Annotated in this window: 22 protein-coding genes; 9 read left to right on the forward strand and 13 right to left on the reverse strand. The window is 74.6% G+C overall.

From position 1 onward, the window contains the following. Nucleotides 1-3: 3 nt before the first annotated feature. The gene (locus BGO37_RS10165) at nucleotides 4-1,305 is read right to left on the reverse strand and encodes an SLC13 family permease (protein ID WP_291754495.1); all 1,302 of its coding nucleotides are present in this window, start codon (nucleotides 1,303-1,305) and stop codon (nucleotides 4-6) included. Nucleotides 1,306-1,584: 279 nt separating this feature from the next. Here BGO37_RS10165 and BGO37_RS10170 point away from each other — a divergent pair, with 279 nt between their 5' ends. Further along, the gene (locus BGO37_RS10170; protein ID WP_291754497.1) at nucleotides 1,585-1,938 is read left to right on the forward strand and encodes a VOC family protein; all 354 of its coding nucleotides are present in this window, start codon (nucleotides 1,585-1,587) and stop codon (nucleotides 1,936-1,938) included. Nucleotides 1,939-1,972: 34 nt separating this feature from the next. On the opposite strand, the gene BGO37_RS10175 is transcribed toward BGO37_RS10170, so the two are convergent. Beyond that, the gene (locus tag BGO37_RS10175; protein ID WP_291754499.1) at nucleotides 1,973-3,808 is read right to left on the reverse strand and encodes a glycoside hydrolase family 15 protein; all 1,836 of its coding nucleotides are present in this window, start codon (nucleotides 3,806-3,808) and stop codon (nucleotides 1,973-1,975) included. 131 nt (nucleotides 3,809-3,939) lie between these two features. On the opposite strand from BGO37_RS10175, the gene BGO37_RS10180 reads away from it, so the two are divergent. Beyond that, complete coding sequence (locus BGO37_RS10180; RefSeq protein WP_291754503.1) at nucleotides 3,940-4,137, forward strand: DUF1918 domain-containing protein; 198 nt, start codon at nucleotides 3,940-3,942, stop codon at nucleotides 4,135-4,137. Nucleotides 4,138-4,182: 45 nt separating this feature from the next. On the opposite strand, the gene BGO37_RS10185 is transcribed toward BGO37_RS10180, so the two are convergent. From BGO37_RS10185 to BGO37_RS10195, 3 genes are all read right to left on the reverse strand, one after another. Beyond that, nucleotides 4,183-4,401, reverse strand: coding sequence for a hypothetical protein (locus tag BGO37_RS10185; protein ID WP_291754504.1), 219 nt, complete (start codon nucleotides 4,399-4,401; stop codon nucleotides 4,183-4,185). A 134-nt stretch (nucleotides 4,402-4,535) separates the two neighbouring features. After that, nucleotides 4,536-5,468, reverse strand: a complete 933-nt coding sequence (locus BGO37_RS10190; RefSeq protein ID WP_291754505.1) for an aldo/keto reductase family oxidoreductase — start codon at nucleotides 5,466-5,468, stop codon at nucleotides 4,536-4,538. Between the two features lie 15 nt (nucleotides 5,469-5,483). Continuing rightward, nucleotides 5,484-6,338 carry an aldo/keto reductase gene (locus BGO37_RS10195; RefSeq protein ID WP_291754506.1) on the reverse strand — a complete coding sequence of 285 codons (855 nt, stop codon included), beginning with the start codon at nucleotides 6,336-6,338 and terminating at the stop codon, nucleotides 5,484-5,486. Between the two features lie 116 nt (nucleotides 6,339-6,454). Between BGO37_RS10195 and BGO37_RS10200 the strand changes: the two genes are divergently transcribed. Genes BGO37_RS10200 through BGO37_RS10210 form a run of 3 tightly spaced genes read left to right on the forward strand, consistent with a single transcriptional unit; the run spans nucleotide 6,455 to nucleotide 9,015 of the window. Further along, nucleotides 6,455-7,360 carry a LysR family transcriptional regulator gene (locus BGO37_RS10200; RefSeq protein WP_291754508.1) on the forward strand — a complete coding sequence of 302 codons (906 nt, stop codon included), beginning with the start codon at nucleotides 6,455-6,457 and terminating at the stop codon, nucleotides 7,358-7,360. A 19-nt stretch (nucleotides 7,361-7,379) separates the two neighbouring features. Beyond that, the gene (locus tag BGO37_RS10205) at nucleotides 7,380-8,426 is read left to right on the forward strand and encodes an alcohol dehydrogenase catalytic domain-containing protein (RefSeq protein WP_291754509.1); all 1,047 of its coding nucleotides are present in this window, start codon (nucleotides 7,380-7,382) and stop codon (nucleotides 8,424-8,426) included. A gap of 31 nt (nucleotides 8,427-8,457) precedes the next feature. Further along, a complete protein-coding gene (locus BGO37_RS10210) occupies nucleotides 8,458-9,015 on the forward strand; it encodes a dihydrofolate reductase family protein (RefSeq protein WP_291754510.1) in 558 nt (185 codons plus the stop codon). On the opposite strand, the gene BGO37_RS10215 is transcribed toward BGO37_RS10210, so the two are convergent. From BGO37_RS10215 to dhaK, 4 genes are all read right to left on the reverse strand, one after another. Beyond that, nucleotides 8,994-11,000, reverse strand: a complete 2,007-nt coding sequence (locus tag BGO37_RS10215; protein WP_291754512.1) for a S9 family peptidase — start codon at nucleotides 10,998-11,000, stop codon at nucleotides 8,994-8,996. The two genes, BGO37_RS10210 and BGO37_RS10215, sit on opposite strands and share 22 nt — an antisense overlap. 192 nt (nucleotides 11,001-11,192) lie before the next feature. Further along, nucleotides 11,193-13,658 carry a phosphoenolpyruvate--protein phosphotransferase gene (ptsP, locus tag BGO37_RS10220; RefSeq protein ID WP_291754513.1) on the reverse strand — a complete coding sequence of 822 codons (2,466 nt, stop codon included), beginning with the start codon at nucleotides 13,656-13,658 and terminating at the stop codon, nucleotides 11,193-11,195. Next, nucleotides 13,658-14,314 carry a dihydroxyacetone kinase subunit DhaL gene (dhaL, locus tag BGO37_RS10225; RefSeq protein ID WP_291754514.1) on the reverse strand — a complete coding sequence of 219 codons (657 nt, stop codon included), beginning with the start codon at nucleotides 14,312-14,314 and terminating at the stop codon, nucleotides 13,658-13,660. The genes ptsP and dhaL overlap by 1 nt, the downstream gene beginning before the upstream one ends. A gap of 5 nt (nucleotides 14,315-14,319) precedes the next feature. Continuing rightward, nucleotides 14,320-15,315, reverse strand: coding sequence for a dihydroxyacetone kinase subunit DhaK (gene dhaK / locus BGO37_RS10230; RefSeq protein ID WP_291754515.1), 996 nt, complete (start codon nucleotides 15,313-15,315; stop codon nucleotides 14,320-14,322). Between the two features lie 346 nt (nucleotides 15,316-15,661). On the opposite strand from dhaK, the gene BGO37_RS10235 reads away from it, so the two are divergent. Then, nucleotides 15,662-16,435 (forward strand): IclR family transcriptional regulator, encoded by a 774-nt coding sequence (locus tag BGO37_RS10235; RefSeq protein WP_291754535.1) that lies wholly within the window; start codon nucleotides 15,662-15,664, stop codon nucleotides 16,433-16,435. A 1-nt stretch (nucleotide 16,436) separates the two neighbouring features. Here BGO37_RS10235 and BGO37_RS10240 read toward each other — a convergent pair whose 3' ends face one another. From BGO37_RS10240 to BGO37_RS10255, 4 genes are read right to left on the reverse strand one after another with little or no spacing between them, the layout of a single operon-like run. After that, a complete protein-coding gene (locus BGO37_RS10240) occupies nucleotides 16,437-17,585 on the reverse strand; it encodes a DUF6544 family protein (protein ID WP_291754536.1) in 1,149 nt (382 codons plus the stop codon). After that, complete coding sequence (locus BGO37_RS10245; protein ID WP_291754537.1) at nucleotides 17,582-18,028, reverse strand: MarR family transcriptional regulator; 447 nt, start codon at nucleotides 18,026-18,028, stop codon at nucleotides 17,582-17,584. The genes BGO37_RS10240 and BGO37_RS10245 overlap by 4 nt, the downstream gene beginning before the upstream one ends. Before the next feature lie 58 nt (nucleotides 18,029-18,086). Continuing rightward, a complete protein-coding gene (locus BGO37_RS10250; RefSeq protein ID WP_291754538.1) occupies nucleotides 18,087-18,899 on the reverse strand; it encodes an SGNH/GDSL hydrolase family protein in 813 nt (270 codons plus the stop codon). A 29-nt stretch (nucleotides 18,900-18,928) separates the two neighbouring features. Then, nucleotides 18,929-19,612: a uracil-DNA glycosylase gene (locus BGO37_RS10255; RefSeq protein ID WP_291754540.1), complete on the reverse strand. Its 684-nt coding sequence runs from the start codon at nucleotides 19,610-19,612 to the stop codon at nucleotides 18,929-18,931. A 229-nt stretch (nucleotides 19,613-19,841) separates the two neighbouring features. Here BGO37_RS10255 and BGO37_RS10260 point away from each other — a divergent pair, with 229 nt between their 5' ends. The 3 genes from BGO37_RS10260 to groEL all read left to right on the forward strand — a co-directional run. After that, nucleotides 19,842-20,132: a DUF3263 domain-containing protein gene (locus tag BGO37_RS10260; RefSeq protein ID WP_291754541.1), complete on the forward strand. Its 291-nt coding sequence runs from the start codon at nucleotides 19,842-19,844 to the stop codon at nucleotides 20,130-20,132. 54 nt (nucleotides 20,133-20,186) lie between these two features. Then, on the forward strand, nucleotides 20,187-20,783 hold the full coding sequence (locus tag BGO37_RS10265) for a LytR C-terminal domain-containing protein (RefSeq protein WP_291754542.1): 597 nt from the start codon (nucleotides 20,187-20,189) through the stop codon (nucleotides 20,781-20,783). A 208-nt stretch (nucleotides 20,784-20,991) separates the two neighbouring features. Next, the coding region (groEL, locus tag BGO37_RS10270) for a chaperonin GroEL (protein WP_291754544.1) at nucleotides 20,992-21,763 on the forward strand (772 nt) is incomplete at its 3' end.

The raw sequence follows: 21,763 nt of genomic DNA on the forward strand, positions 1-21,763 counted from the left end.
GCCTCATCCTCCTCCGGTGAGGGCGAGCCCGGCCCACAGGGCCGAGGTCGCCACGACGATCGAGACCGGCACCGTCAGGGCGCCGAGCAGGTGGTACTCCGCCAGCCCGGGATCCGCGTCGTGCGCCCGGGCGATGCGCCGCCACAGCAGGGTCGCCAGCGAGCCGACGTACGTGAGGTTGGGGCCCACGTTGACGCCGACCAGCGCGGCGAGGACGGGCCCGGCGCCGTGGCCCGCGAGAAGCGGCAGCAGCAGGAGGATCGCCGGCAGGTTGTTCACGACGTTGGCGAGCAGCGCGGCGACGAGCGCCACCACGAGCAGGGCGCCGAGCGACGAGCCGCCGGGGACGAGCGTACCGACGGCCGTCGACAGCCCGTTGTCGATCACCGCCCGCACCACCACGCCGAGCGCAAGCACGAACGCGAGGAAGGGCACGTTGAGCGACCGGCCGAGGGCGGCGGCCGTGACCCGGCGCCGTGCGATCGAGTGGACCGCGAGGACCGTCGCGCCCGCGGCCGCTACCCACGCCGGGTCGATCCCCACGGCCGAGGCGACGACGAAGCCGACCAGCGTGGCGCCCACGACGACCGCCGCGACCCCGGGCGCCGCTGCCGGCCGGCCCCCAGCGGCGGCCTGGGTGGCGTGCGGCGCGGTGACCGCCGGGGACCGGCCCGGGTCGACCGCGGCGGCCGCCGCCAGGTCCGTGCGGAAGTACCGGCCGACGGCGACCCGCTCGACGATGACGACGAGCAGCCAGGGCAGCGCCATGAGCCCCGCGAACCGCGCGAAGCCGAGGCCGGTCGCGCGGAAGGCGAGGAGGTTGGTGAGGTTGGAGACCGGCAGCAGCAGCGACGCCGAGTTCGCCAGGTGGGTGCACGCGTACACGTGCGGCCGTGCCCGGGCGCCGATCCGCGCCGCGGTGGCGAAAACGACGGGCGTCAGCAGCACCACCGTCGCGTCCAGGCTGAGGACGGCGGTGGTCACCGCGGCGATCGCCACGACGGCGGTCAGCAGGCGGGTCGGGGAGCCGGCCGACGTGCGGGCCATCCAGCCGCCGGCGGCGACGAAGAGGCCCTCGTCCTCGCAGAGCTGGCCCAGCACGAGCACCGCCGCGAGAAAGGCGACCACGGGGACGAGGGAGCGCACCTCCGCCCACGCGTCGGCCGGTGGCAGCATGCGCACGACCACGAGCAGGAGGGCGAGGGGGACCGCGACGACGGCCTCCGGGAGGTTCCGCGGCCTGGCGATCGCCACGACCAGGACGGCGACCAGGGCGGCGATCGCGACGACGATCCCGATGCTCATGCGGGCTCGCGGCAGGCCGGGGTCACCGGGCGATCCTCACCCGGCCGGCCGCGCCACGCATCCGCGAGCTCGTGATCGCCAAGGTCTTGCCAATCGGAGGATCCTCCGGTTAGTCTTCCGGCATAAGCGGAGGTTCCTCCGCTCGGGCCCGCGGCCGCCGCGGCCCCTCCCGACGCACGGGACTCTCCCGGCGCCGCCACAGCATCCTCCGAGCCGCATCCGTCACGGTCGTCAGCGACCCACCGGCGGACGCCGGCCTACCCGACCCTTGGAGGCGTCATGCCCACCACGTTCCACGGCCTCGCGTACGACGCGTTCGACGCCCAGCTCGCCGCCCACTTCTGGGGTGCCGCGCTGCGCCTCGAGGTCGCCCCCGGTGCCACCCCCGAGTACGCCGAGCTCGTCGACGGCTCCGCCTTCGGCGTGCCCCACCTCGTCTTCCGCCGCGTCCCGGACGGCCGGGTGCTGCGCACCCCGCTCCACCTGCAGCTGACGACGACCGACCTCGACGGCGAGTCCCGCCGTCTCGTCGGGCTCGGCGCGCGACGCATGTACGGCGTGCAAGGCGGTGGGCGTCGTTCGGTGACCCTGTCCGACCCGGAGGGCAACGCCTTCGACCTCGTCGCCGCCTGACACCCGCCGGGCAGCCTCGTGCCCCGGCGGGTGGTCAGCCGAGCTGTCCGAGGCGCACGGACGTCTCGAGCAGCAGCGCGTGCACGAAGGCCTGCGGCAGGTTCCCACGCAGCTGGCGCTGCCTGACGTCGACCTCCTCGGTCAGCAGCCCAGGGCTGCCGGCGGCGGACCGGTTGCGCTCGAAGAAGCGGTAGGCGGACGTGACGTCGCCCTGCTGCAGCTCGGCCAGCGCCACGATGAAGCCGCACAGCAGGAACGCCCCCTCGGCGGTGCCGGGCGCCTCGCCGTCGACGGCGTACCGGTACACGTAGCCGTCGTCGCTCAGCCGGTCCAGCACCTCGGCCAGGGTGCCGAGGTGCAGCCGGTCGTCGGCCGGCGTCGCGCCGCGCACGACGGGGAGCAGCAGCGAGGCGTCGGTGTCCCGGTGGTGGGGGCTGCGCTGCCAGCGCCCGGACGGGTGCGCGCAGCGGCGGCGGGTCTCGTCGAGGATCGTCCCGGCGAGGTGCTCCAGCTCGTCGGGCGGGCCGCCGACGCCGGCCGCTGCCGCCGCCCGCAGGCCCCCCACGCACGCCAGGCGCGAGTGCGCCCACCAGTCCGGCTGGATCTCCCAGATGCCCGCGTCGGGCTCCGTCCAGCGCTGGACCATGACGTCGACGGCGGTGCGCGCGGCAGCTGCGCCGTGCTCGTCGAGGGCGTCGTGGCGCGCGCAGGCCGCGAACAGCTGCAGGGCCTCGCCGAGCGTGTCGAGCTGGAACTGGTCGGTGACCCAGTTCCCGCGCACCAGCTCGTCGGCCCCCGGGTAGCCCGCGACGTCGATGAGCTGCTCCTTGGGCACGGTGCCGCCGTCGACGGTGTAGGCGGGCGCCAGGTGCGGGCCGTGCTCCCGCAGCGCCTGCCCGACGAAGTGCGCGGCCGACGTCAGCAGCGGGTGCGGCCCGTCCGCGGCCACCGCGGTGCCCGCGAGGCACTGGTCACGGATCCACGCGTAGCGGTAGTCGTAGTTGCGCCGCGCGTTGGCACGCTCCGGCAGGCTCGTCGTGGCGGCGGCCACCATCGCCCCGGTCGACGACGTCAGCCCCCGCATCACCGCGTAGGCCTGGCGCGTGTCCCGCGGCGCGGCCGACGAGGGGAACCGCGGCACGGCGTGGCCCCACCAGCGCTCGGTCGCCCGCCAGGCGGTGGCGGCGTCGGGCAGGGGCGCCGACCGCAGCGTCCCGGCGTCGGCGATCTCCAGCACCAGGTCGTGGCCGGCGCCCTGCGGCAGGTCGAGGTCCATGACGAGGACACCGGTCGGGTCGGGCCGCGCCTCCGCGGCGCCCTGCCAGCGGAACGCCACCGGGCCGGAGCGGCCGGTCCACACCCCGTGCTCGTCCCGGCGCAGGTCGGTCATCGGGTCGACGCCGAACCGGGCGCGCAGGTCGAGGCGGACCCGGACGTGCAGGTCCCCCTGGCGGGCCTCCGCGTGGCGCAGGACGACGACGCGCGCCGGGTCGGCCGGCTGCGCGAGGGCGTCCCGGCACTCGACCACCGCGGCCGAGGTCACCCACTGGTGGCACCAGACGAGGGAACCGTCGTCGTAGGAGCCCCCCCAGACATAGGTGTCGCGTGGCGTCACCGCGTACAGGCCCGAGCCGCCGACCATCTGGGAGAAGACCGCGTCGTCGTGCCAGCGCGGTGAGCAGAGCCAGGTGATGTCGCCACGCGGCCCGCACAGGGCTCCCCGCTCACCGTCCGCGATCAGCGCGTACTCCCGCAGCACGTGTGCGGGCAGCACGTCGGGCCGGCCGGTCTCGGTGCTCGTGGTGGACCGCCGGTCGGACGCCGCGGTCGGCGGCACGCGCCCGCCGCCGGTCCGTCGGGTGCTCGTCACACCGCCACCTCCGCGTCGTCGTGCCCCTGCCCAGCAACGTAGGCGGACGTCCAGGAAGTCGCGATCCGAGCGGTGCCGACTCGAGCAGAGCGGGCTAGCCTCGTGGTGAGGTCCAAGTGAGGTGAGCAACGATGCACGCATCAGTGGGTGACCGGCTCGTCGTCCACGGCCGGACCATCGACACCAAGGACCGTTCGGGCGAGATCGTCGAGACCCGTGGCCCGGACGGCGGCCCGCCGTTCCTGGTGCGGTTCGCCGACGGCCACGAAGGCCTTGTCTTCCCGGGCCCGGACGTCCAGGTGCTGCCGCGGCAGACCGCCGAGGCATGACGAAGGGCCGGGGCGCCCCCCGGCCCTTCGTAGTTCTGTGAGGCGTCAGCGCGCGTGCGCCGCGCGGAACTCCTCGGCGATCTGCTGCGCCTGTGCGTGGACGATCTGTCGGTACGACTCGTGGAGAGTCGCGGTGCGTTCGGAGGCGGGGTCCTCGCTCTGGGCGCGCCACCAGGCGTCGCGCGCCGCGTGGACGTCCGCGTCCGTGACGTGGACGTAGGCGTCTCGATCTCTCTGTTGGCCTTCCGGCTGGGTCCCCTGCATGGCCCCCATCTTTGGCCGTCGGATGGCTCGACCGTGAGGGGCTCTTGGGGATCTCACCCCGAGAACCACTCGATCGAGCGACGCGCCCCGTCCGCTCCTCGAGACGGGCCGGACGGGGCCGACGCCGGCGGCCGTCAGGGCAGGATGTGCCCGGCCGCGCGGTAGAGCTCGTACCACTCGTAGCGGGTCAGCGTGATGTCCGATCCGGCGGCCGCCGCGGTGACGCGCTCCGGGGTCGTCGTGCCCAGCACCACCTGCCACCGTGCCGGGTGGCGCAGGATCCACGCGGTGGCGACCGCCTCTGCCGGCACGCCGTACTGGCCCGCCAGCCGGTCGATCACGGCGTTGAGCTCCGGGTAGGCGTCCGAGCCGAGGAACGGCCCGTCGAAGAAGCCCGCCTGGAACGGCGACCACGCCTGCAGCGCGATGTCGTGCAGCCGGCAGTAGTCCACGGTGCCGTTGTCGCGGTCGACCGACTGGTCGAGGCCGTTCATGTTGATCGCGGTGCCCTGCGTGAACAGGTTGGCGTGCGTGACGGACAGCTGGACCTGGTTGGCGACGATCGGCTGCGTGACGTGCCGGCGCAGCAGCTCCATCTGGCTCGGCTTCTGGTTCGAGACGCCGAAGTGGCGCACCTTGCCGGAGGCCTGCAGGTCGTCGAACGCCCGGGCGACCTCCTCCGGCTCCACGAGGGCGTCGGGCCGGTGCAGCAGCAGGATGTCGATGTAGTCGGTCTGCAGCGCCTTGAGCGAGCCGTCCACCGACTCGAGCAGGTGCTCGTAGGAGAAGTCGAAGCTCAGCGGCTCGCGGACGATCCCGGCCTTGGTCTGGATCGTCACCTTCTCGCGGGCCGACGAGGTCAGCTTCATCGCGCCGCCGTAGCGGGCCTCGCACTCGTGCAGCGCGGGCCCGTAGACGTCGGCGAGGTCGACGAAGTCGATGCCGGCGTCCGCCGCGGTGCCGACGAGCGTGCGGATCTCGTCGTCCGTCTTGTCCGCGATGCGCATGAGGCCGAGGACGACCTCGGGGACGACGAGGTCGGTCCCGGGCAGGGTGAAGGTCTTCACGGTGGTCCTTCCGGATCAGGAGAGGGTGGCGAGCTCGTCGTCGGACAGCACGAGGTCCGCCGCGGCGGCGCTGTCGACGATCGACTCGGGGCGCGAGGCGCCCGGGATGGGGATGACGACCGGCGCGAGCGACAGCTCCCACGCGAGCACCACCCGTTGCGGGGAGACGCCGCGCGCCGCCGCGACGGCCGCGAACTCGGGGAACCTGTCGCCGACGCCGCCGGCGCGGCTGATGCCGCCGAGCGGGCTGTAGGGCAGGAACGCGATGCCGAGCTGCGCGCAGTGCCGCAGCGTGTCCAGCGTGGAGCGGTGGGCGGGGGAGAACTGGTTCTGCACCGACACCAGGCGCCCGCCGAGGATCTCGTTCGCCTCGTCGATCTGGGCGACGCTGGCGTTGGAGACGCCGGCCATCTGGACGAGGCCCTCGTCGAGCAGGTCGCGGACGGCGCCCACGGAGTCGGCCCACGGCACGCGCGGGTCGGGCCGGTGGAACTGGTAGAGGCCGATGGCCTCGACGCCGAGGTCCTTGAGCGACTGCTTGGCCGCCTCCTTGAGGTAGGCCGGGTCGCCGTTCTGGGTCCAGCTGCCGTCACCGGGGCGCAGGTGGCCGCCCTTGGTCGCGACGAGCACCTCGTCGGTGCCGCCGCCGTAGCTCGTGAGGGCCTTGGCGATGAGCCGCTCGTTGTGGCCGACCTCGCCCGCGAGGAGGTGGTACGAGTTGGCGGTGTCGATGAGCGTCACGCCCGCGTCGAGCGCCGCGTGGATCGTCGCGATCGACCGGGCTTCGTCGGGCCGTCCCTCGATCGACATCGGCATGCCGCCGAGCCCGATCGCGCTGACCTGCCGGTTTCCCAGGGTTCGTTGCTGCACGGTGCACCTCACGTCGTCGTCCGCGCCCTTCTGGGCCGCTCCCGGTGAGGCTAGGCGCGTCCTAACATAGAAGTCCAACAACTACGGTTCATCCTGTCCAGAAGCGGAGTCGATCAATGGACCTGCGGCAGATGGAGTACCTCGTCGCCCTGGCCGACGAGGAGCAGTTCACGCGCGCCGCCGCGCTGACCGGGGTGTCCCAGTCGGGGCTGTCCGCGTCGATCCGGGCGCTGGAGGCGGAGCTGGGCGTGCCGCTCTTCACGCGGACGACGCGGCGGGTCGAGCCGACCGACGCCGGGCTGGCGCTGCTGCCGCACGCGCGGGCGCTGCTCGAGCAGGCCGGTGCCGCGCGCGACGCGGTGGTGCGGGCGACGAACGCCCTGTCGGGGACGCTGACCGTCGGCGCCGAGCAGTGCCTCGGTGTGCTCGACGTGCCGTCGCTGCTCGAGCGGTTCCACCGGCGCTACCCGCAGGTGGCGATCGACTTCACGCAGGCGGGCTCCTACGACCTGCTGGCACGCGTGCGCTCCGGGGCGATGGACGTCGCCTTCGTCGCGACGAGCGACCACCTCGGCAGCCTGGCGCGCACCCCGATCGCGACCCGCCCGGTGGTGCTCCTCGCCCCGCCGGAGCATCGCCTGGCCTGCTCGTCGCGCGTCGAGTGGGCGGACCTCGACGACGAGGACTTCGTCGACTTCGACCCGTCGTGGGCGGTCCGCTCGCTCAACGACCGCGCCGCGGCGGCCCACGGGGTGCACCGGCGGGTGCGGTGCACCGTCAACGACATCCACACGCTGCTCGACCTGCTCCACCGTGGCCTGGGGGTCGCCCTCGTGCCGCTGCCGATCACGGCCAAGCCCCAGGCGGTCGGGCTGACGACGGTGCGGCTGCCGGTCGAGTCGACGCCGCAGTGGGAGGTCTCCGCCGTGACCGGGGCCGGGGCGTCCCCGGCGCCGCAGCTGCTGGAGCTCCTCGACGGGACGGCGCCCGCGGCTGCGCTGCCGGAACCGGCTCTGGCCTGAGCCTGCGAGGATCGACCGCGTGCGCGCGCTGGTGATCGACGAGTTCGGCGCCCTTCCGGCCGTCCGCGAGGTGCTCGACCCCGACTGCCCGCCCGACGGCGTGCTGGTGCGCGTCGCGGCGACCGGCGTCTGCCGCTCCGACTGGCACGCCTGGCAGGGGCACGACGACGGCGTGGTACCGCCGCACGTCCCGGGGCACGAGCTGGCCGGCGAGGTCGTGGCGACCGGACCGCTGGTGCGCTCCTGGCGGGCCGGCGACCTGGTCACCGTGCCGTTCGTCTGCGCGTGCGGCGTGTGCGACGTCTGCCGCGCCGGCGAGCAGCAGGTGTGCCCGCACCAGGAGCAGCCGGGGTTCACGCACTGGGGGTCGTTCGCCGAGCTCGTCGCGCTGCACCACGCGGACGCCAACCTCGTGCGGCTGCCGGCCGGCATGTCGCCCGTGGTCGCGGCGTCGCTGGGCTGCCGGTTCGCCACGGCGTACCGCGCGCTGACGGTGCACGGCCGCGTGCGGGCGCACGACGAGGTCGCGGTGCACGGTGCCGGCGGCGTCGGGCTGTCGGCGGTGCAGGTCGCGGTCGCGGCGGGCGCCCACGTGGTGGTCGTGGACCCGTCGGCGGGCGCTCGTGCGCAGGCGGCGTCGTTCGGCGCCGCGGTGACGATCGACCCCGCGGGGCTGGCGCCCGAGGCGGTGGCGGAGCTCGTCGTGCAGGCCACCGGCGGCGGGGCGCACGTCTCCCTCGACGCCTTCGGCTCGTCGGGCACCGCCGTGGCCTCGGTGCTGGGGCTGCGGCGGCGCGGCCGGCACGTCCAGGCGGGACTGCTGCTGGGCCCGCACGCGCGCGCCGGGATCCCGATGGACCGGGTGATCGCCTGGGAGCTGGAGGTCTACGGCAGCCACGGCATGGCGGCGCACGAGTACCCCGCGATGCTCGCCGACGTGGCCGCCGGCCGCCTGGACCCCGCCGGCCTGGTCGAGCGGGTCGTCGGCCTCGACCAGGCGGCCGACGCCCTGGCCGCCCTGGGGTCGGGGACCGCCGGGGCCGGCATCACCGTCGTCGTGCCGTAGCCGTGTCGGCGGCGCCGCCTACGGTGACCGCATGGGGAAGGTGATCTTCGACGCAGCGACCAGCCTCAACGGTTGGATCGCGGACGAGCAGGGCTCGCTCGACTGGCTCTTCGCGGTGCCGGGCGGCGACGCCCCGGAGGAGGGGCTGTTCCCGTCCGGTGCCGCGGTGCTCGTCGAGGGCTCGACGACGTACGAGTGGGTGCTGGCGCACGAGGAGCTGCTCGCGCGCCCCGAGCGGTGGCGCGCCATCTACGGGGACAAGCCGACGTTCGTCTTCACGTCGCGCACGCTGCCGGTGCCGGAGGGTGCGGACGTGCGGTTCGTCGCCGGGCCGGTGGCCGAGGCGCTGCCCGCCATCCGCGCCGCGGCGGGCGAGGGCGACGTCTGGGTGGTCGGCGGCGGCGACCTGGCCGGTCAGTTCCTCGATGCCGGCGCGCTCGACGAGGTCGCGCTGTCGGTCGCGCCGGTCGCCCTGACCGGCGGCGCGCCGCTGCTGCCGCGGCGGGTCGGGTCGGAGCGGCTCACGCTCGTCTCCGCCTCGGCCGTGGGCCAGTTCGCGCGGCTGGTCTACGCGGTGACCGGCAGGTAGCGGCGCCACCAGTCGAGGATCGCCTCGAAGCGCTGCCGGCGGTGCCAGGGCCGGCCGGAGCGCGACAGCTCGTGCGTCTCGCCCGGGAAGACGAGCAGCTCGGCGTCCACGCCGGCCAGCTTGAGCTCCGTGTAGTAGCGGAAGGCCTGCGAGATGGGGCACCGCAGGTCGTCCTCGCTGTGCAGCACCAGCGTCGGTGTGGTGACCTGGCCGGCCAGCAGCAGCGGCGACTGGGCGTCCATGCGTGCCGGGTCAGCCGTGTTGTAGGCGGGCGCGAAGAACCAGCCGATGTCGCTGGCGCCGACGAACGAGCGCGGGTCGAGGTAGCCGCGTTCGACGATCGCCGCCGCGAAGCGGTGCTCGTGGGCGATGAGCCACGCCGTCAGGTAGCCGCCGTAGGAGCCGCCCATCACCCCGACGCGGTCCGCGTCCAGGCCCGGGACGGTGGCCAGGGCGTGGTCGAGGAACGCCAGCACGTCGACGCTGTCGAGGTTCCCGAAGTCGCCCTGGATCGCCCGGCCGAAGGCCTCGCCGTAGCTGTCCGAGCCGCGCGGGTTGCAGAGCACGACGGCGTAGCCGGCGGCGACGTAGACCTGCGCCTCGTCGAAGAACGCCGGGCCGTAGGCGGCGTACGGGCCGCCGTGGATGGTGAGGAGCACGGGGTGGGGGCCCTCGCCCTCCGGCACCAGCACCCAGCCCTGCACCCGCTGGCCGTCGGGGCTCGTCGAGACCAGCTCGCGGGCCGGGACCGGCGTGGACACCTCGCGCAGCGCGGCGGCGAAGTCGGTGAGCACGGTGGCTGACGAGTCCAGCCTCGCGACCTCGCCGGGGGAGACCGGCGTCGCGACGGCCGCGACGACCCGATCGCCGGCGGCGCCGACGGCCGTCACGGACGCGCCCTCCGGGACTGGCAGCGGTGTGAGGGCACCGTCCCCGGCGAGGCGCACCGGGACGCCGGCACCCTGCGTGTGGAGCACGCCGAGCACGCCGTCGTCGACGGCCGCCAGCTGCGTCAGGTCGTCGTCCGCGGGGTCGGTCAGCCGCACCACCGGGCCACCGGCCACCGGCACCCGGTAGGCGGCCGCGTTCTTGGCGACGAAGTCCGTGCCGTCAGGCCCGAGGTCGGCGCCGAGGAAGTACAGGTCGTCGCCGACGACGACCGGCGACGCGACGGTCAGCGTGGTGCCGGTCACCGCGGGGTCCGTCAGCAGGGTCACGTCGCCGGACGCCAGGTCGATCCGATAGAGGTCGGTCCGCCGGTCGAGGTCGCGGTGCTCGTGCCGCGCCGACACGACGACCACCGACCCGCCGACGACCACCGGCTCGGCGTGGTCGAAGTCGCCGCTCGTCAGCTGCCGAGCCTCCGGCACCAGCCGCGGCTCGTCGTCCGCCACCCCGGAGGCCTTCGCCGCGTCCTTCGCCGCCTTCGCCGCACGCCCGACGGGCGTGACCGGCGGCTCGCCCAACGGGTCCGGCAGGTCGACGACGAAGACGTGGACGCGCTGGTCGGCGGGGTAGCCGCGGCCGTTCGACTGGAACGTCAGCGTGGTGACGTGGCGCGGGTCCTCGGCCGGCGCGGGCACGCCGTCCACCGTGCCGTGGCGCCCCTCCTCGGGCACCGCGGAGGTGACGACCGCCCGGGCGGAGTCCTCCGTGAACGCGAAGTCCCTCACGCCGAGCTTCCGGTCCGTGACGACGAGCGGCTCGCCGCCGTCGGCGGGCACGATCGCGAGCTGGGGGACCCCGCCCGGCGCCGCGCGCAGGAAGCCGACGAGCCGCCCGTCCGGCGAGACCTTCGGCGCCGTGTCACGGAAGCCGCGGGTGATCCGCCGGGGCGCGCCGCCGTCCAGCGGCACGCGCCACAGCTGCCCGACGTACGCGTCGGCGGCGAAGTCGGGGCGGGTCGCGGACACCACGGCCCAGCCGTCCGGGTGGACGGCCGGGTGGGAGACGGAGTACAGGCGGTCGAGCTGGTCGGGGAGCACGGGCGCAGGCTATCCCCGCTGCGCCCGGTCGTCGTCGAGCTCAGCGCTCGTCGCCGAGCGCATCGTTCGTCGCCGGGCGCATCGTTCGTCGCCGAACGCAGGGCTTCCGGTGTCCGGAACCCACGACCTCGACGACGAACGATGCGCTCGCGAGCCGTTGACGGCGCAGGGCCGGGGGCGCTCCGGGGGCCGCTACAGGCCGAGCGCCGCTCGCACCGCCGCCCGCGCGCCCGCCGGGTCGACGGCCGCCAACGCCGCATGGGCGGCGCTCTCGCACGCCGCCCGGTCGAGCGCGGCCAGCTGCGCCGCCACCGCGCCGAGCAGGCCGGGCGCCATCGACAGGCTGGTGACCCCGAGCCCGACGAGCACCACCGCCAGCAGGGGGTCGCCCGCGGCCTCGCCGCACACGCCTACCGGCACGCCCGCCCGCCGGCCCGCCGCCCCGACCTGGGCGAGCAGGCGGAGCACCGCCGGCTGCCAGGGGTCGTTGAGCGCGGCCAGCTCGCCGGACAGCCGGTCCGCCGCCATCGTGTACTGCGTCAGGTCGTTGGTGCCGAGGCTGATGAAGTCGACGACCTTCAGCAGGTCGTCGGCCAGCAGCGCCGCCGACGGCGTCTCCACCATGACGCCCGCCGTGGCGATGCCGCGGTCCTTGGCGAGCGCGACGAAGTCCGCCGCCTCGGCGACGGTCGACACCATCGGCGCCATCACCCAGGGCCGGGTGCCGGTGGCGGCCGCGGCCGCGGCGATCGCGTCGAGCTGGTCGGCGAGCACCTGCGGCCACCGCCACGACGTGCGCAGGCCCCGGACGCCGAGCGCGGGGTTGTCCTCGTGCTGCGGCCCGACGAACGCCAGCGGCTTGTCCGCGCCCGCGTCCAGCGTGCGGATCACCACGTCGTCGTGCGGGAAGGCCTCCAGGACCCCGCGGTAGGCGGCGACCTGCTCGTCGAGCGTCGGCGGCGTGCCTCGGTCGAGGAACAGGAACTCGGTGCGGAAGAGCCCGACGCCCTGGGCGTGCGCGCCCGCGGCGCGCTGCGCGTCCGCCGTGCCGCCGATGTTGGCCTTGAGCTTCACGTGCGTGCCGTCCGCGAGCACGCCGTCGCCGTCGAACTCCGGCGCCTTGGGCGCGGCGAGCACCTGGGCGACGAGCTCCGGCGACGGGTCGACGACGAGCTCGCCGGTCCCCCCGTCGACCAGCAGGAGCGTGCCCTCGGGGATGTCGAGCGCCGCCGGGGCGCCGACGACCGCCGGCAGCCCGAGGGACCGCGCGAGGATCGCCGCGTGGCTCGTCGGGCCGCCCTCCGAGGTGACGAGGGCCCGGCAGACCGCCGGGTCGAGCAACGCGGTGTCCGCCGGAGCCAGGTCGCGCGCGACGAGCACGAACGGCTCGGTGCGCACCGGCACGCCCGGGGCCGGCAGCCCTTGCAGGTGCGCCACGACGCGGTTGCGGACGTCCTGCACGTCGGCCACCCGCCCGGCGATGACCCCGCCGGCGGCCGCGAACATCTCGGCGATGGCCGTGAACGCCTGCCACACCGCGGGCGCTGCGGCCAGCCCCTGCCCGGTGACGCGGGCACGGGCGTCGTCCAGCACGCCCCTGTCCTCGGCGATGAGCGCGTTGGCCTCGAGGATCGCCTTCGCCTCGGCGTCGACGCGCGACGCCCGGCCGCGCAGCTCGTCCGCGACGGCGGACGCGGAGCGGTCGATGCGGTCCGCCTCCGCGGCACGCTGGTCGTCCGGCACGGCCGGCCCGGGGGCGGGCTCGGTCACTGGGTCGGGCATGTGGACGACGGTCCCCACGCCGCGGCCGGGGCTGACGCCGAGGGGGGCGCCGCCGCCGGGGGCCGTCGGTCCGCCGGCGTGCGCCGCCGGGTGCACGTCCCCGGGCACGGCCTCCTCGGGGGCGGGTGCCGCCGCCGGAGCTGCGGCGGTCAGGTCCATCTCGTCGAAGCCACGGCCGACGAGGTCGGCGATCCTCGTCAGGGCCTCGTCGGCGTCGGGGCCCGAGGCGCCGAAGCGCAGCGTGTCGCCGAGCCGGCCGTCGAGCGTCAGCAGCGCGGTGGTGCCGGACAGGGTCGCCGCCGGGCGGCCGGTGCGCAGGTTCGCCACCGTGACCGCGGCGTCGAGCCCGCCCAGGGCGGACACGAGCATGGCGGCCGGGCGCGCGTGCATCCCGACCGGGTTGATGAGGGTGAGGTCGCGCGTCACCGTGGCCGCCGGCGCCGGTGCGGCGGGCTCCGCGGGCTCGTCGTGCGTCCCGAGGTGGGTCGCCTTGGGCGCCAGCGCCCCCCGGGCCTCGCGCTCGACGGCGTCGAGGCTCGCACCGCCGGCGGCCGTCACCACGGCCGCGAGCAGGCCCTCGACGAACGGCGCGCTCGTCAGCCGGACGGGCACGTCCGGGTCGTCGAGGAACTCCAGGGCCATCTCGGCCGACAGCACCGCCGAGCCGAGGTCCATGAGCACGAGCACGCCGTCCGGCGATCCCACGCGCCCGATCGCCTCGCTGACCGCCATCGCGTCGGTCCCGGTGACCCCACCGGGGCCCCCCGCGGCGATCGCCACGGGGGGACCTCCGGCGGGGGTCATCTCGAGCGCGAGGTCGACCACGGCCCTCGCCAGCGCGGGGCTGTGCGAGACCACGACGATCCCGACCGCCATCAGGCGGCCAGCGTCTCGGCCAAGGCCTGGAACAGCAGCGCCGTCGAGGTCGCCCCGGGGTCGAGGTGCCCGGCGGACCGTTCGCCGAGGTAGCTCGCGCGACCCTTGCGGGCCACGAGCGGCGTCGTCGCGTCCCGGCCGGCGTCGGCCGCGGCGGACGCGGCCTGCGCCGCCGCCGCCGGGTCGGCGCCGCCGGCCACGGCCGCGTCGTAGGCGTCGAGCGCGGGCGACATGGCGTCGAACATCGTCTTGTCGCCCGCCTCGGCCTTGCCCCGTGCCACGACCCCGTCGAGCCCGGCCCGCAGCGCGGCACCGAGCCCGGCGGCGTCGAGGGTCTCCGCGGTCCCCGCCGTGCGCCCCATCCGCAGGAAGAACGTCCCGTACAGCGGTCCGCTCGCGCCACCGACCGAGGTGACCATGGTCATCCCCACGGCCTTGAAGAGGTCGTCGATGGTGGCGAACGGCGTGCCGCCGTCCTGCGCCTCCTTGATCTTGGCGAAGACGGCGTCCATGCCACGGGTCATGTTGATCCCGTGATCGGCGTCGCCGATCGCCGAGTCGAGCTCGGTGAGGTACGCCCGGTTCTCCGTCACGTAGCCACGGAAGGAGTCGAGCCAGGCGATGAGGGCTGCGAGGTCCACGGTGTCCTGTGCCATCGTCGTCAGGCACCCCACCGCATGCCGGGGGTGACCACTGGCGCGTCCCAGAACTTGAGGATCTCGTCGTCCGCCCGCAGGACCGTCACCGAGGTGCCGGCCATCTCCAGCGACGTCATGTACGGCCCGACGAGGCTGCGGGCGATGGTGATGCCGGCCTTCTCCAGGAGGGCGGCCACCTCGCCGTACATGAGGTAGAGCTCGATGAGCGGGGTGCCGCCGAGCCCGTTGACGAAGACGATCGCGGGCGCGCCCGTGAAGTCGAAGTCGGCCAGGATCGGGTCGACGAGCATCTGTGCGATCTCGTGGGCGGGCGCGAGCTTCTCGCGGTGCCGGCCGGGCTCGCCGTGGATGCCGACGCCGATCTCCATCTCGTCCTCGGCGATGTCGAACGTCGGCTTGCCGGCGGCCGGGACGGTGCAGCTCGTCAGGGCCATGCCCATGGAGCGGCCGGACGCGGAGACCTTGTCCGCCAGCGCCTTGACGGTCGCCAGGTCGGCGCCGGTCTCGGCGCAGGCGCCGACGATCTTCTCGAGGAGGACCGTCAGGCCGACACCGCGCCGCCCGGCCGTCCACGTCGAGTCCTCGACGGCGACGTCGTCGTGCGTGACGACCGACTCGACCTGGATGCCCGCGGCGTCCGCGAGCTCGGCGGCCATCTCGAAGTTCATGACGTCGCCGGTGTAGTTCTTGACGATGTGGAGCACGCCGGCGCCGCGGTCGACGACCTTGGTCGCCTCCTCCATCTGGTCCGGGGTGGGCGAGGTGAACACCGCGCCGGCACAGGCCGCGTCGAGCATGCCGAGGCCGACGAGGCCCCCGTGCATCGGCTCGTGCCCAGAGCCGCCGCCGGAGATGAGGGCCACCTTGCCCTGGTCCTTCGGGGTCGCGCGGTAGACGATCCGGTTCTTCTTGTCGACGTTGAGCAGCGGCTCGGCCGCCGCGAGGCCGACGAGCGCGTCAGCGAGCACGTCGTCCGGGTTGTTGATCAGCTTCTTCATGCGTCAGCACCTTCTCCTGTCGTGGCCCGATGGGGCCGGTGAGTGCGATGAGGCCGAACGCGAGCGCGACCCGGGGCAAGGGCGGGCCGGCCCTGGGAAGGGAGGCGGACCATCGGCGTGCAGACGAGCGTCGCGACGAGCACGGGCCAGGAGGTCCCGTGGACGTCCATGTGTGCTCCCTTGCACGGTTCGACAGGCCGTCGTGACGAGTGTGCCCGTCCTGCTGGACAGAACGCCATTCGACAATGTCGAATACTCCGCATCCGATGAGGGCAGTGTCAAGCGCAGGAGACGAGGGCGTCGCGGCGAGGCTGCCGAGGCGGTCCGCCCTGCGGGAGGGCCATCCGTGATCCAGGCGATCGACCGTGCGGCGCGCGTGCTCAACGCGCTCCAGGGGGCCCGCCACCTCGGCATCTCCGAGCTCGCGACGACCCTCGAGCTCTCGCCGTCGACGGTGCACGGCATCGTGAAGTCGCTGCAGCAGCACGGCCTCGTCGCCAAGGAGCCCAACGGCACGCGCTACATGCTGGGGCCGGCGCTCCTCAAGCTGTCCAACGTCTACCTCGACACCCTCGACGTGCGGGCCCGGGCGATGCGGTGGACCGCGGAGCTGGCCAGGCGCACCGGGCTGTCGACCCGGCTGGGGGCCCAGCTCTTCCACGAGGTGCTCGTCATCCACCACAACCGGCGGCCCGACGGCAGCCAGCAGATGCTCGAGACCGGCGTGACGATCCCGGTGCACGCCTCCGCGATGGGCAAGGTGCTGCTGGCCTACCACCCACGGCTGGCCGACGAGGTGCTCGTCGGGCCCCTGCCGCCGCTCACCGGCGACACCATCACCGACCCGGTGCGCCTGGAGCTCCAGCTGGCGCAGATCGCCGAGCGCGGGCTGGCGACCGAGGAGGACGAGGCCGTGCTGGGGGAGTCATCGGTCGCCGCGCCCATCTCGGACCGCAGCGGAGCGGTCGTCGCGTCGATCGCCGTCGTGCTGCCGACGAGCGAGTGGCCGCCGGAGGCGGGTGTCCTCAACGACCTCAGGGAGGCCGCCCGCAACGTCTCGCGCGAGCTCGGCGCGCCGGCGTGGCCGCCGCGGGTGCCGGTGCGCGGCGCCGCCGACTGAGCTATCGCCACTCGATCGCGTCGATGCGCAGCTCGATGTAGGGGAACCGACCCTCCGGCCCGTCCCACCGCGCGTCCCCCTGGCTCGCCACGCGGCGGCCGGCGACGTCGCGGTAGCCGCCGAGCGGCGTGGACCAGCGCTGCGAGACGAAGCTCGGGCCCGCGCTGCGGAACCGGTCGTCGGAGACGAAGTCGACCAGGTCGCCCGCCTCGTCGAACACGAGGGTCGCCCGCACCGTGCGCCCCGCCAGGCGGTACTCGACGCCGACGGTCCGGCCGCCGGTCTCGTGCCACGCGACGTCCGCGTCGAGCAGCGCCGCGGGTGCCAGGAAGCACATGTCGTTCAGCGCGGTGACCGTCTCGCCCTGGTCCATCTCGTGGCCGGACGCGTCGACGACGGTCAGCAGGCCGGCGGGGCGGATCGTCATCGTCGCGTGCCCGTCCGCCATGACGTGCAGCCCGTCGATGGCCACGCCCCGCAGGGTCGCGTCGAAGAGCGCCCGCCGCGTGACGTGCTCGCCGTAGGTGTTGACCTGCTCGCCCCGCAGCGACATCCAGGGGCGGCGCTCGCCCTGGCGCATGCGGCCGGAGAACGTGGCGCGCACCGCGGCGACCCGCGGCCGGCCGACCGCGCCCGTGCGCCGCAGGTAGCCGGCGACCAGCGGCGGCAGCGCGGCGAGGTCCGCCTCCGTGACGAGGCCGCGCGGCCCCGCCTGCGCCCACGCCTCGCCGGCCTCGCGGCGGTAGCGCGCCCGCAGGCTGTGCGGCCCCTCGACGGCGTACCCGTGGAGCACGGCAACCAGCAGGGCGGCGTTGGCCACGGTGCCGGCCTTGGCGTCGGCCCAGCTCGTCGCGATCGCCGCCTGCGACAGCAGCAGCGCCGGGGCGCCGAGGACCCACCAGCGGCGCCGCCCGGTGGCCAGGCCGAGGCCCGCGGTGACCCACGCGAGCGCGGCGGCTGCCCACAGGACGCGGGTGCCGAGCTGCTCGTCGGCCACCGAGCCCGAGACGCCCATGAGGTGCACCAGCCCATGTGCCACGGCCACGGCGCCGAGGGTGACCCGCACCACGCGGCGCGCTCCGATGGCCCGCACGTCCCCGACCGGCCGCGTCGGCGCCGCGAGGGCCGCGGGCACGGTGGCGGCGGTCACGACGCGCTCCGGGCGAGGTGCGTCACGGTGGTCCGGGCGGCCGACTCCAGCGCGGCGAGCTCGTCGTCGGACAACGCCGCGAAGACGTCGGCGAGGAGGGCGCGCTGCGCGGCGACCGCCGTCGGCTCGTCGAACGCGGCCACCGCGTCGCTGAGCACCAGGCGGGTCGCGCGGGCGTCGGCCGGGTCCGGTTCGAGGCTCAGGTAGCCCCGCGCGGCGAGCTGGAGCGCGATCTGCTTGACGTTCTGCCGGGAGGTCCCGTAAGCGGTGGCGGCCTCGCTCAGCGTCGGCGGCTGGGCGCTCCGCGAGAGCACGGCGAGCAGCAGCCACTGCCGGCTGGTCAGGCCGAAGGGGACGAGCGCGTCGTCGGCGCGCCGGCCGAGGTGCTGCGTGAGGACGAAGAGGAGGCCGAAGGCCTCGCTCTCCAGGTCGGTTCGTGACATATAGGTAATGTATTACGCATCGTCGCCCGGCCGTCCGGACCAAGGTCCGGGGTTCGGGTCAGGCGGGCTCGACCGGCGTCGGCACCGGGCGCTTCGGCGAGCGGCCGTCGCCCGACGAGCGGTGCTGGACGCGCCGCGTCGCCCACGGCGCCGCGTGGACGCGGAGCCAACGGGCGTTCGCGCGTGCCCGGTCCGTGAACGGTGTCGGCGGCAGCGGCGTCAGCGGGTCGTCCCAGCCCGGGGCGTCGGGCTCCAGCCCCAGCGCGACGAGCGCCGCCTGCGCCACCCGCTCGTGCCCGGCGGAGGTGAGGTGGATCCGGTCCTCGGCCCACATCCGCCAGTCGTGCAGCGCGCGCATGCCCCACAGGTCGACGACGTGGGCGCCCTGCCGCCGGGCGATCGACCAGATCATCGTGTTGTAGATCGCCACCTTGGCCCGGGTCAGCCGCACCACCGGCGAGTCGGCGGAGTCGAACCCCGTCGCCATCAGCACGTCGACGCCGGCCTCGCGCAGCCGCACCACGGCCGCCTCGAGGCGGGCGGCGAGCCGGTCCGGGTTGCCGTCGGGGCGCAGCAGGTCGTTGCCGCCGCCGACGAGGCTGACGAGGTCCGGTGCGAGCGCGAGGGCCGCCGGCACCTGGTCGTCGACGATCGGGGCGAGGCGGCGTCCGCGGATCGCGAGGTTGGCGTACTCGAGCGGCGCGGCACCGGCCGCCGTGCGGCGGGCCGAGAGGCGTTCGGCCAGCAGGTCCGCCCAGCCCCGCATCGGGGCATCGAGCCCGTCGGGGGCGTCCCAGAGGCCCTCGGTGAACGAGTCGCCGAGGGCGACGTACCTGGTCCAGGGGGGTGTGGTCGGTGCTGCCTCGGTCACCACCGCATCATGCCTCGCCGCGCCGACCGCTAGGGCAGCGACCAGTCCACGGGCTGCGCGCCCTGCTCCTCGAGCAGCCGGTTGACCGTCGAGAACGGGCGTGACCCGAGGAAGCCCGCGTGCGCCGAGAGCGGGCTCGGGTGGGCGCTCGCGACGATCGGGACCCGCCCGAGGGCCGGCGTCAGCGTCTGGGCGTCCCGGCCCCACAGCACCGCGACGAGGGGCCCGCCGCGCTCGACGAGCGCCGCGATGGCCCGGTCCGTCACCGGCTCCCAGACCTTCCCGCGGTGGGACGCCGGCTGGCCCGCGCCGACGGTGAGCACCCTGTTGAGCAGCATGACGCCGCGATCGGCCCACGGGGTGAGGTCGCCGTTCGTCGGCACCGGCACGCCGAGGTCCGCGACGAGCTCCTTGAAGATGTTGACGAGCGATCCGGGCAGCGGCCGCACGTGCGGCTGCACCGAGAAGCTCAGCCCCATCGGGTGGCCGGGGGTGGGGTACGGGTCCTGGCCGACGACGAGCACGCGCACCCCCGCCATCGGCCGGCGGAACGCGGTGAAGATGGCGTCGCCCGCCGGCAGGTAGGTGCGCCCTGCGGCCACCTCGGCGCGCAGGAAGTCGCCGGCCGCCCGGATCTGCGGCTCCACCGGTGCGAGGGCCGCCGCCCAGTCGGGCGCGACGAGCTGGTCCAGGGGCGCCGGGCTGGGGCTCACGCGCGCACGCTACCGCCGCGCCCGCTGCCTCGTCGTGCCCCCTTCTCCCCGCCGCCCCTTCGCCGAGTGCCGCACTCGTCCACCGAGTGCCGCCGAAAGGTGGGTGGCGCTCGGCGAACGAGGGTGGCGCTCGACGGGGGTGGGGCGCGCGTGGCGGCACGCCGGGGCGAATGACATGCCTGTGATTCGCGGCCTACGATGGGCGCCAACGAGCCGGAGGAGGAGCGCGATGGACGTCGCGATGCGCGTGGTGGAGGCGGCCGACGAGGTCGGGCTCTCCGAGCGCGACCAGCAGGTCCTCGGCTTCGAGCGGCAGTGGTGGAAGTACGCGGGCGCGAAGGAGCAGGCGATCCGCGAGCTGTTCGACATGTCGGCGACGCGGTACTACCAGGTGCTCAACGCGCTCATCGACACTCCCGCCGCGCTCGCGTTCGACCCCATGCTCGTCAAGCGGCTGCGCCGCATGCGCGCGTCCCGGCAGCGGGCGCGCACCGCCCGCCGGCTCGGCGTCGACCTCTGAGGTTCGTCGTGCCGCGCGGCGGAACGCCTGGGATCACCCACTAGCCTTGCCGCCGTGAGCAAGGCCTCCTACAGCTACCCGCCCGACGAGTTCGACGCGTCGCCGGACCCGGACTCCCCGCGCGGGGTGCACCGCGCGCCGCGATCCGCGTGGAGCCGCTGGTGGCCGTTCGTCGCCGTCATCGTCATCGTCCCGCTCGTGGCGTGGGCAGCCGTGACGTACCTCGCGGGCAGGGGGCAGCTGCCGGACATCCCCGGCGTGGCGGGCACCTCCACCGCGCAGGCGACCGGCCCCACCGACGGCGCGCAGCCCACCGGGAGCGCGCAGGCCACCGCGCCGGCGGCCCCGACGACGACCGCCGCCCCGCCCGTCGAGCTGGGCACGCCGGTCAGCGTGCTCAACGGCTCGAAGATCGCCGGGTTGGCCAAGAAGGTCGGCGAGCAGCTGTCCGCCGCCGGCTTCACCAAGGTGACGGCCGGGAACGCCACATCGTCGACGCCCACCGCCTCGACCGTGTTCTACGGCAGCGAGTCGCTCAAGGCGACCGCCGAGCTCGTCGCGCAGACCATCAAGGTCAACGCCGTGGAGATGTCGGCGACCGAGGCACCTAGCGGCATCACCGTGGTGCTGCGCAGCGACCCGTCCGCCTGATCGGCGGGCCCCGGCAGGGTCGATGTGGCTTGCACTCGATGGGTGTGAGTGCTAACCATTGGCTTAGCACTCTCCCTAGGAGAGTGACAGAAACACCGGCCGTCAGGTGAGGGCCGTCGCGCGCGGGACATGACCGCGCGCGGCGATCCGTCCGTCGCGGGCACCGAACGGCCACCCGTTGAACCCCAGACAAAGGATCGCCAGACCCATGGCCAAGATCATCGCCTTCGACGAGGAGGCCCGCCGCAGCATGGAGCGCGGCCTCAACATCCTCGCCGACACCGTCAAGGTCACGCTCGGTCCCAAGGGCCGCAACGTCGTGCTCGACAAGAAGTGGGGCGCGCCGACGATCACGAACGACGGCGTCTCCATCGCCAAGGAGATCGAGCTCGACGACCCGTTCGAGAAGATCGGCGCCGAGCTGGTCAAGGAGGTCGCCAAGAAGACCGACGACGTCGCGGGCGACGGCACCACCACCGCCACCGTCCTGGCCCAGGCGCTCGTGCGTGAGGGCCTGCGCAACGTTGCCGCCGGCGCCAACCCGATCGCCCTCAAGCGCGGCATCGAGAAGGCCGTCGAGGCCGTCACCGAGCAGCTGCTCGCGCAGGCCAAGGAGGTCGAGACCAAGGAGGAGATCGCCGCCACGGCCGCGATCTCGGCCGCCGACCAGGCGATCGGCGACCTCATCGCCGAGGCCCTCGACAAGGTCGGCAAGGAGGGCGTCATCACCGTCGAGGAGAGCAACGCCCTGGGCCTCGAGCTCGAGCTCACCGAGGGCATGCGCTTCGACAAGGGCTTCCTGTCGGCGTACTTCGTCACCGACCCGGAGCGCCAGGAGGCCGTCCTCGAGGACGCGTACATCCTGCTCGTCGAGTCGAAGATCTCGTCCGTCAAGGACCTGCTGCCCCTCCTGGAGAAGGTCATCCAGGCCGGCAAGCCGCTGTTCATCGTCGCCGAGGACGTCGAGGGCGAGGCCCTGG

It is taken from the genome of Cellulomonas sp. 73-92 (assembly GCF_001898175.1).
GTDB lineage: Bacteria > Actinomycetota > Actinomycetes > Actinomycetales > Cellulomonadaceae > Cellulomonas.

What these genes read in the sequence shown, in the direction of transcription:
- BGO37_RS10170 (WP_291754497.1), top strand. Translation starts at nt 1,585, where the DNA reads ATGCCCACCACGTTCCACGGCCTCGCGTACGACGCGTTCGACGCCCAG.
- BGO37_RS10180 (WP_291754503.1), top strand. Translation starts at nt 3,940, where the DNA reads ATGCACGCATCAGTGGGTGACCGGCTCGTCGTCCACGGCCGGACCATC.
- BGO37_RS10245 (WP_291754537.1), bottom strand. Translation starts at nt 18,028, where the DNA reads ATGTCACGAACCGACCTGGAGAGCGAGGCCTTCGGCCTCCTCTTCGTC.
- BGO37_RS10185 (WP_291754504.1), bottom strand. Translation starts at nt 4,401, where the DNA reads ATGCAGGGGACCCAGCCGGAAGGCCAACAGAGAGATCGAGACGCCTAC.
- ptsP (WP_291754513.1), bottom strand. Translation starts at nt 13,658, where the DNA reads ATGGCGGTCGGGATCGTCGTGGTCTCGCACAGCCCCGCGCTGGCGAGG.
- BGO37_RS10200 (WP_291754508.1), top strand. Translation starts at nt 6,455, where the DNA reads ATGGACCTGCGGCAGATGGAGTACCTCGTCGCCCTGGCCGACGAGGAG.
- dhaL (WP_291754514.1), bottom strand. Translation starts at nt 14,314, where the DNA reads ATGGCACAGGACACCGTGGACCTCGCAGCCCTCATCGCCTGGCTCGAC.
- BGO37_RS10165 (WP_291754495.1), bottom strand. Translation starts at nt 1,305, where the DNA reads ATGAGCATCGGGATCGTCGTCGCGATCGCCGCCCTGGTCGCCGTCCTG.
- BGO37_RS10260 (WP_291754541.1), top strand. Translation starts at nt 19,842, where the DNA reads ATGGACGTCGCGATGCGCGTGGTGGAGGCGGCCGACGAGGTCGGGCTC.
- dhaK (WP_291754515.1), bottom strand. Translation starts at nt 15,315, where the DNA reads ATGAAGAAGCTGATCAACAACCCGGACGACGTGCTCGCTGACGCGCTC.
- BGO37_RS10210 (WP_291754510.1), top strand. Translation starts at nt 8,458, where the DNA reads ATGGGGAAGGTGATCTTCGACGCAGCGACCAGCCTCAACGGTTGGATC.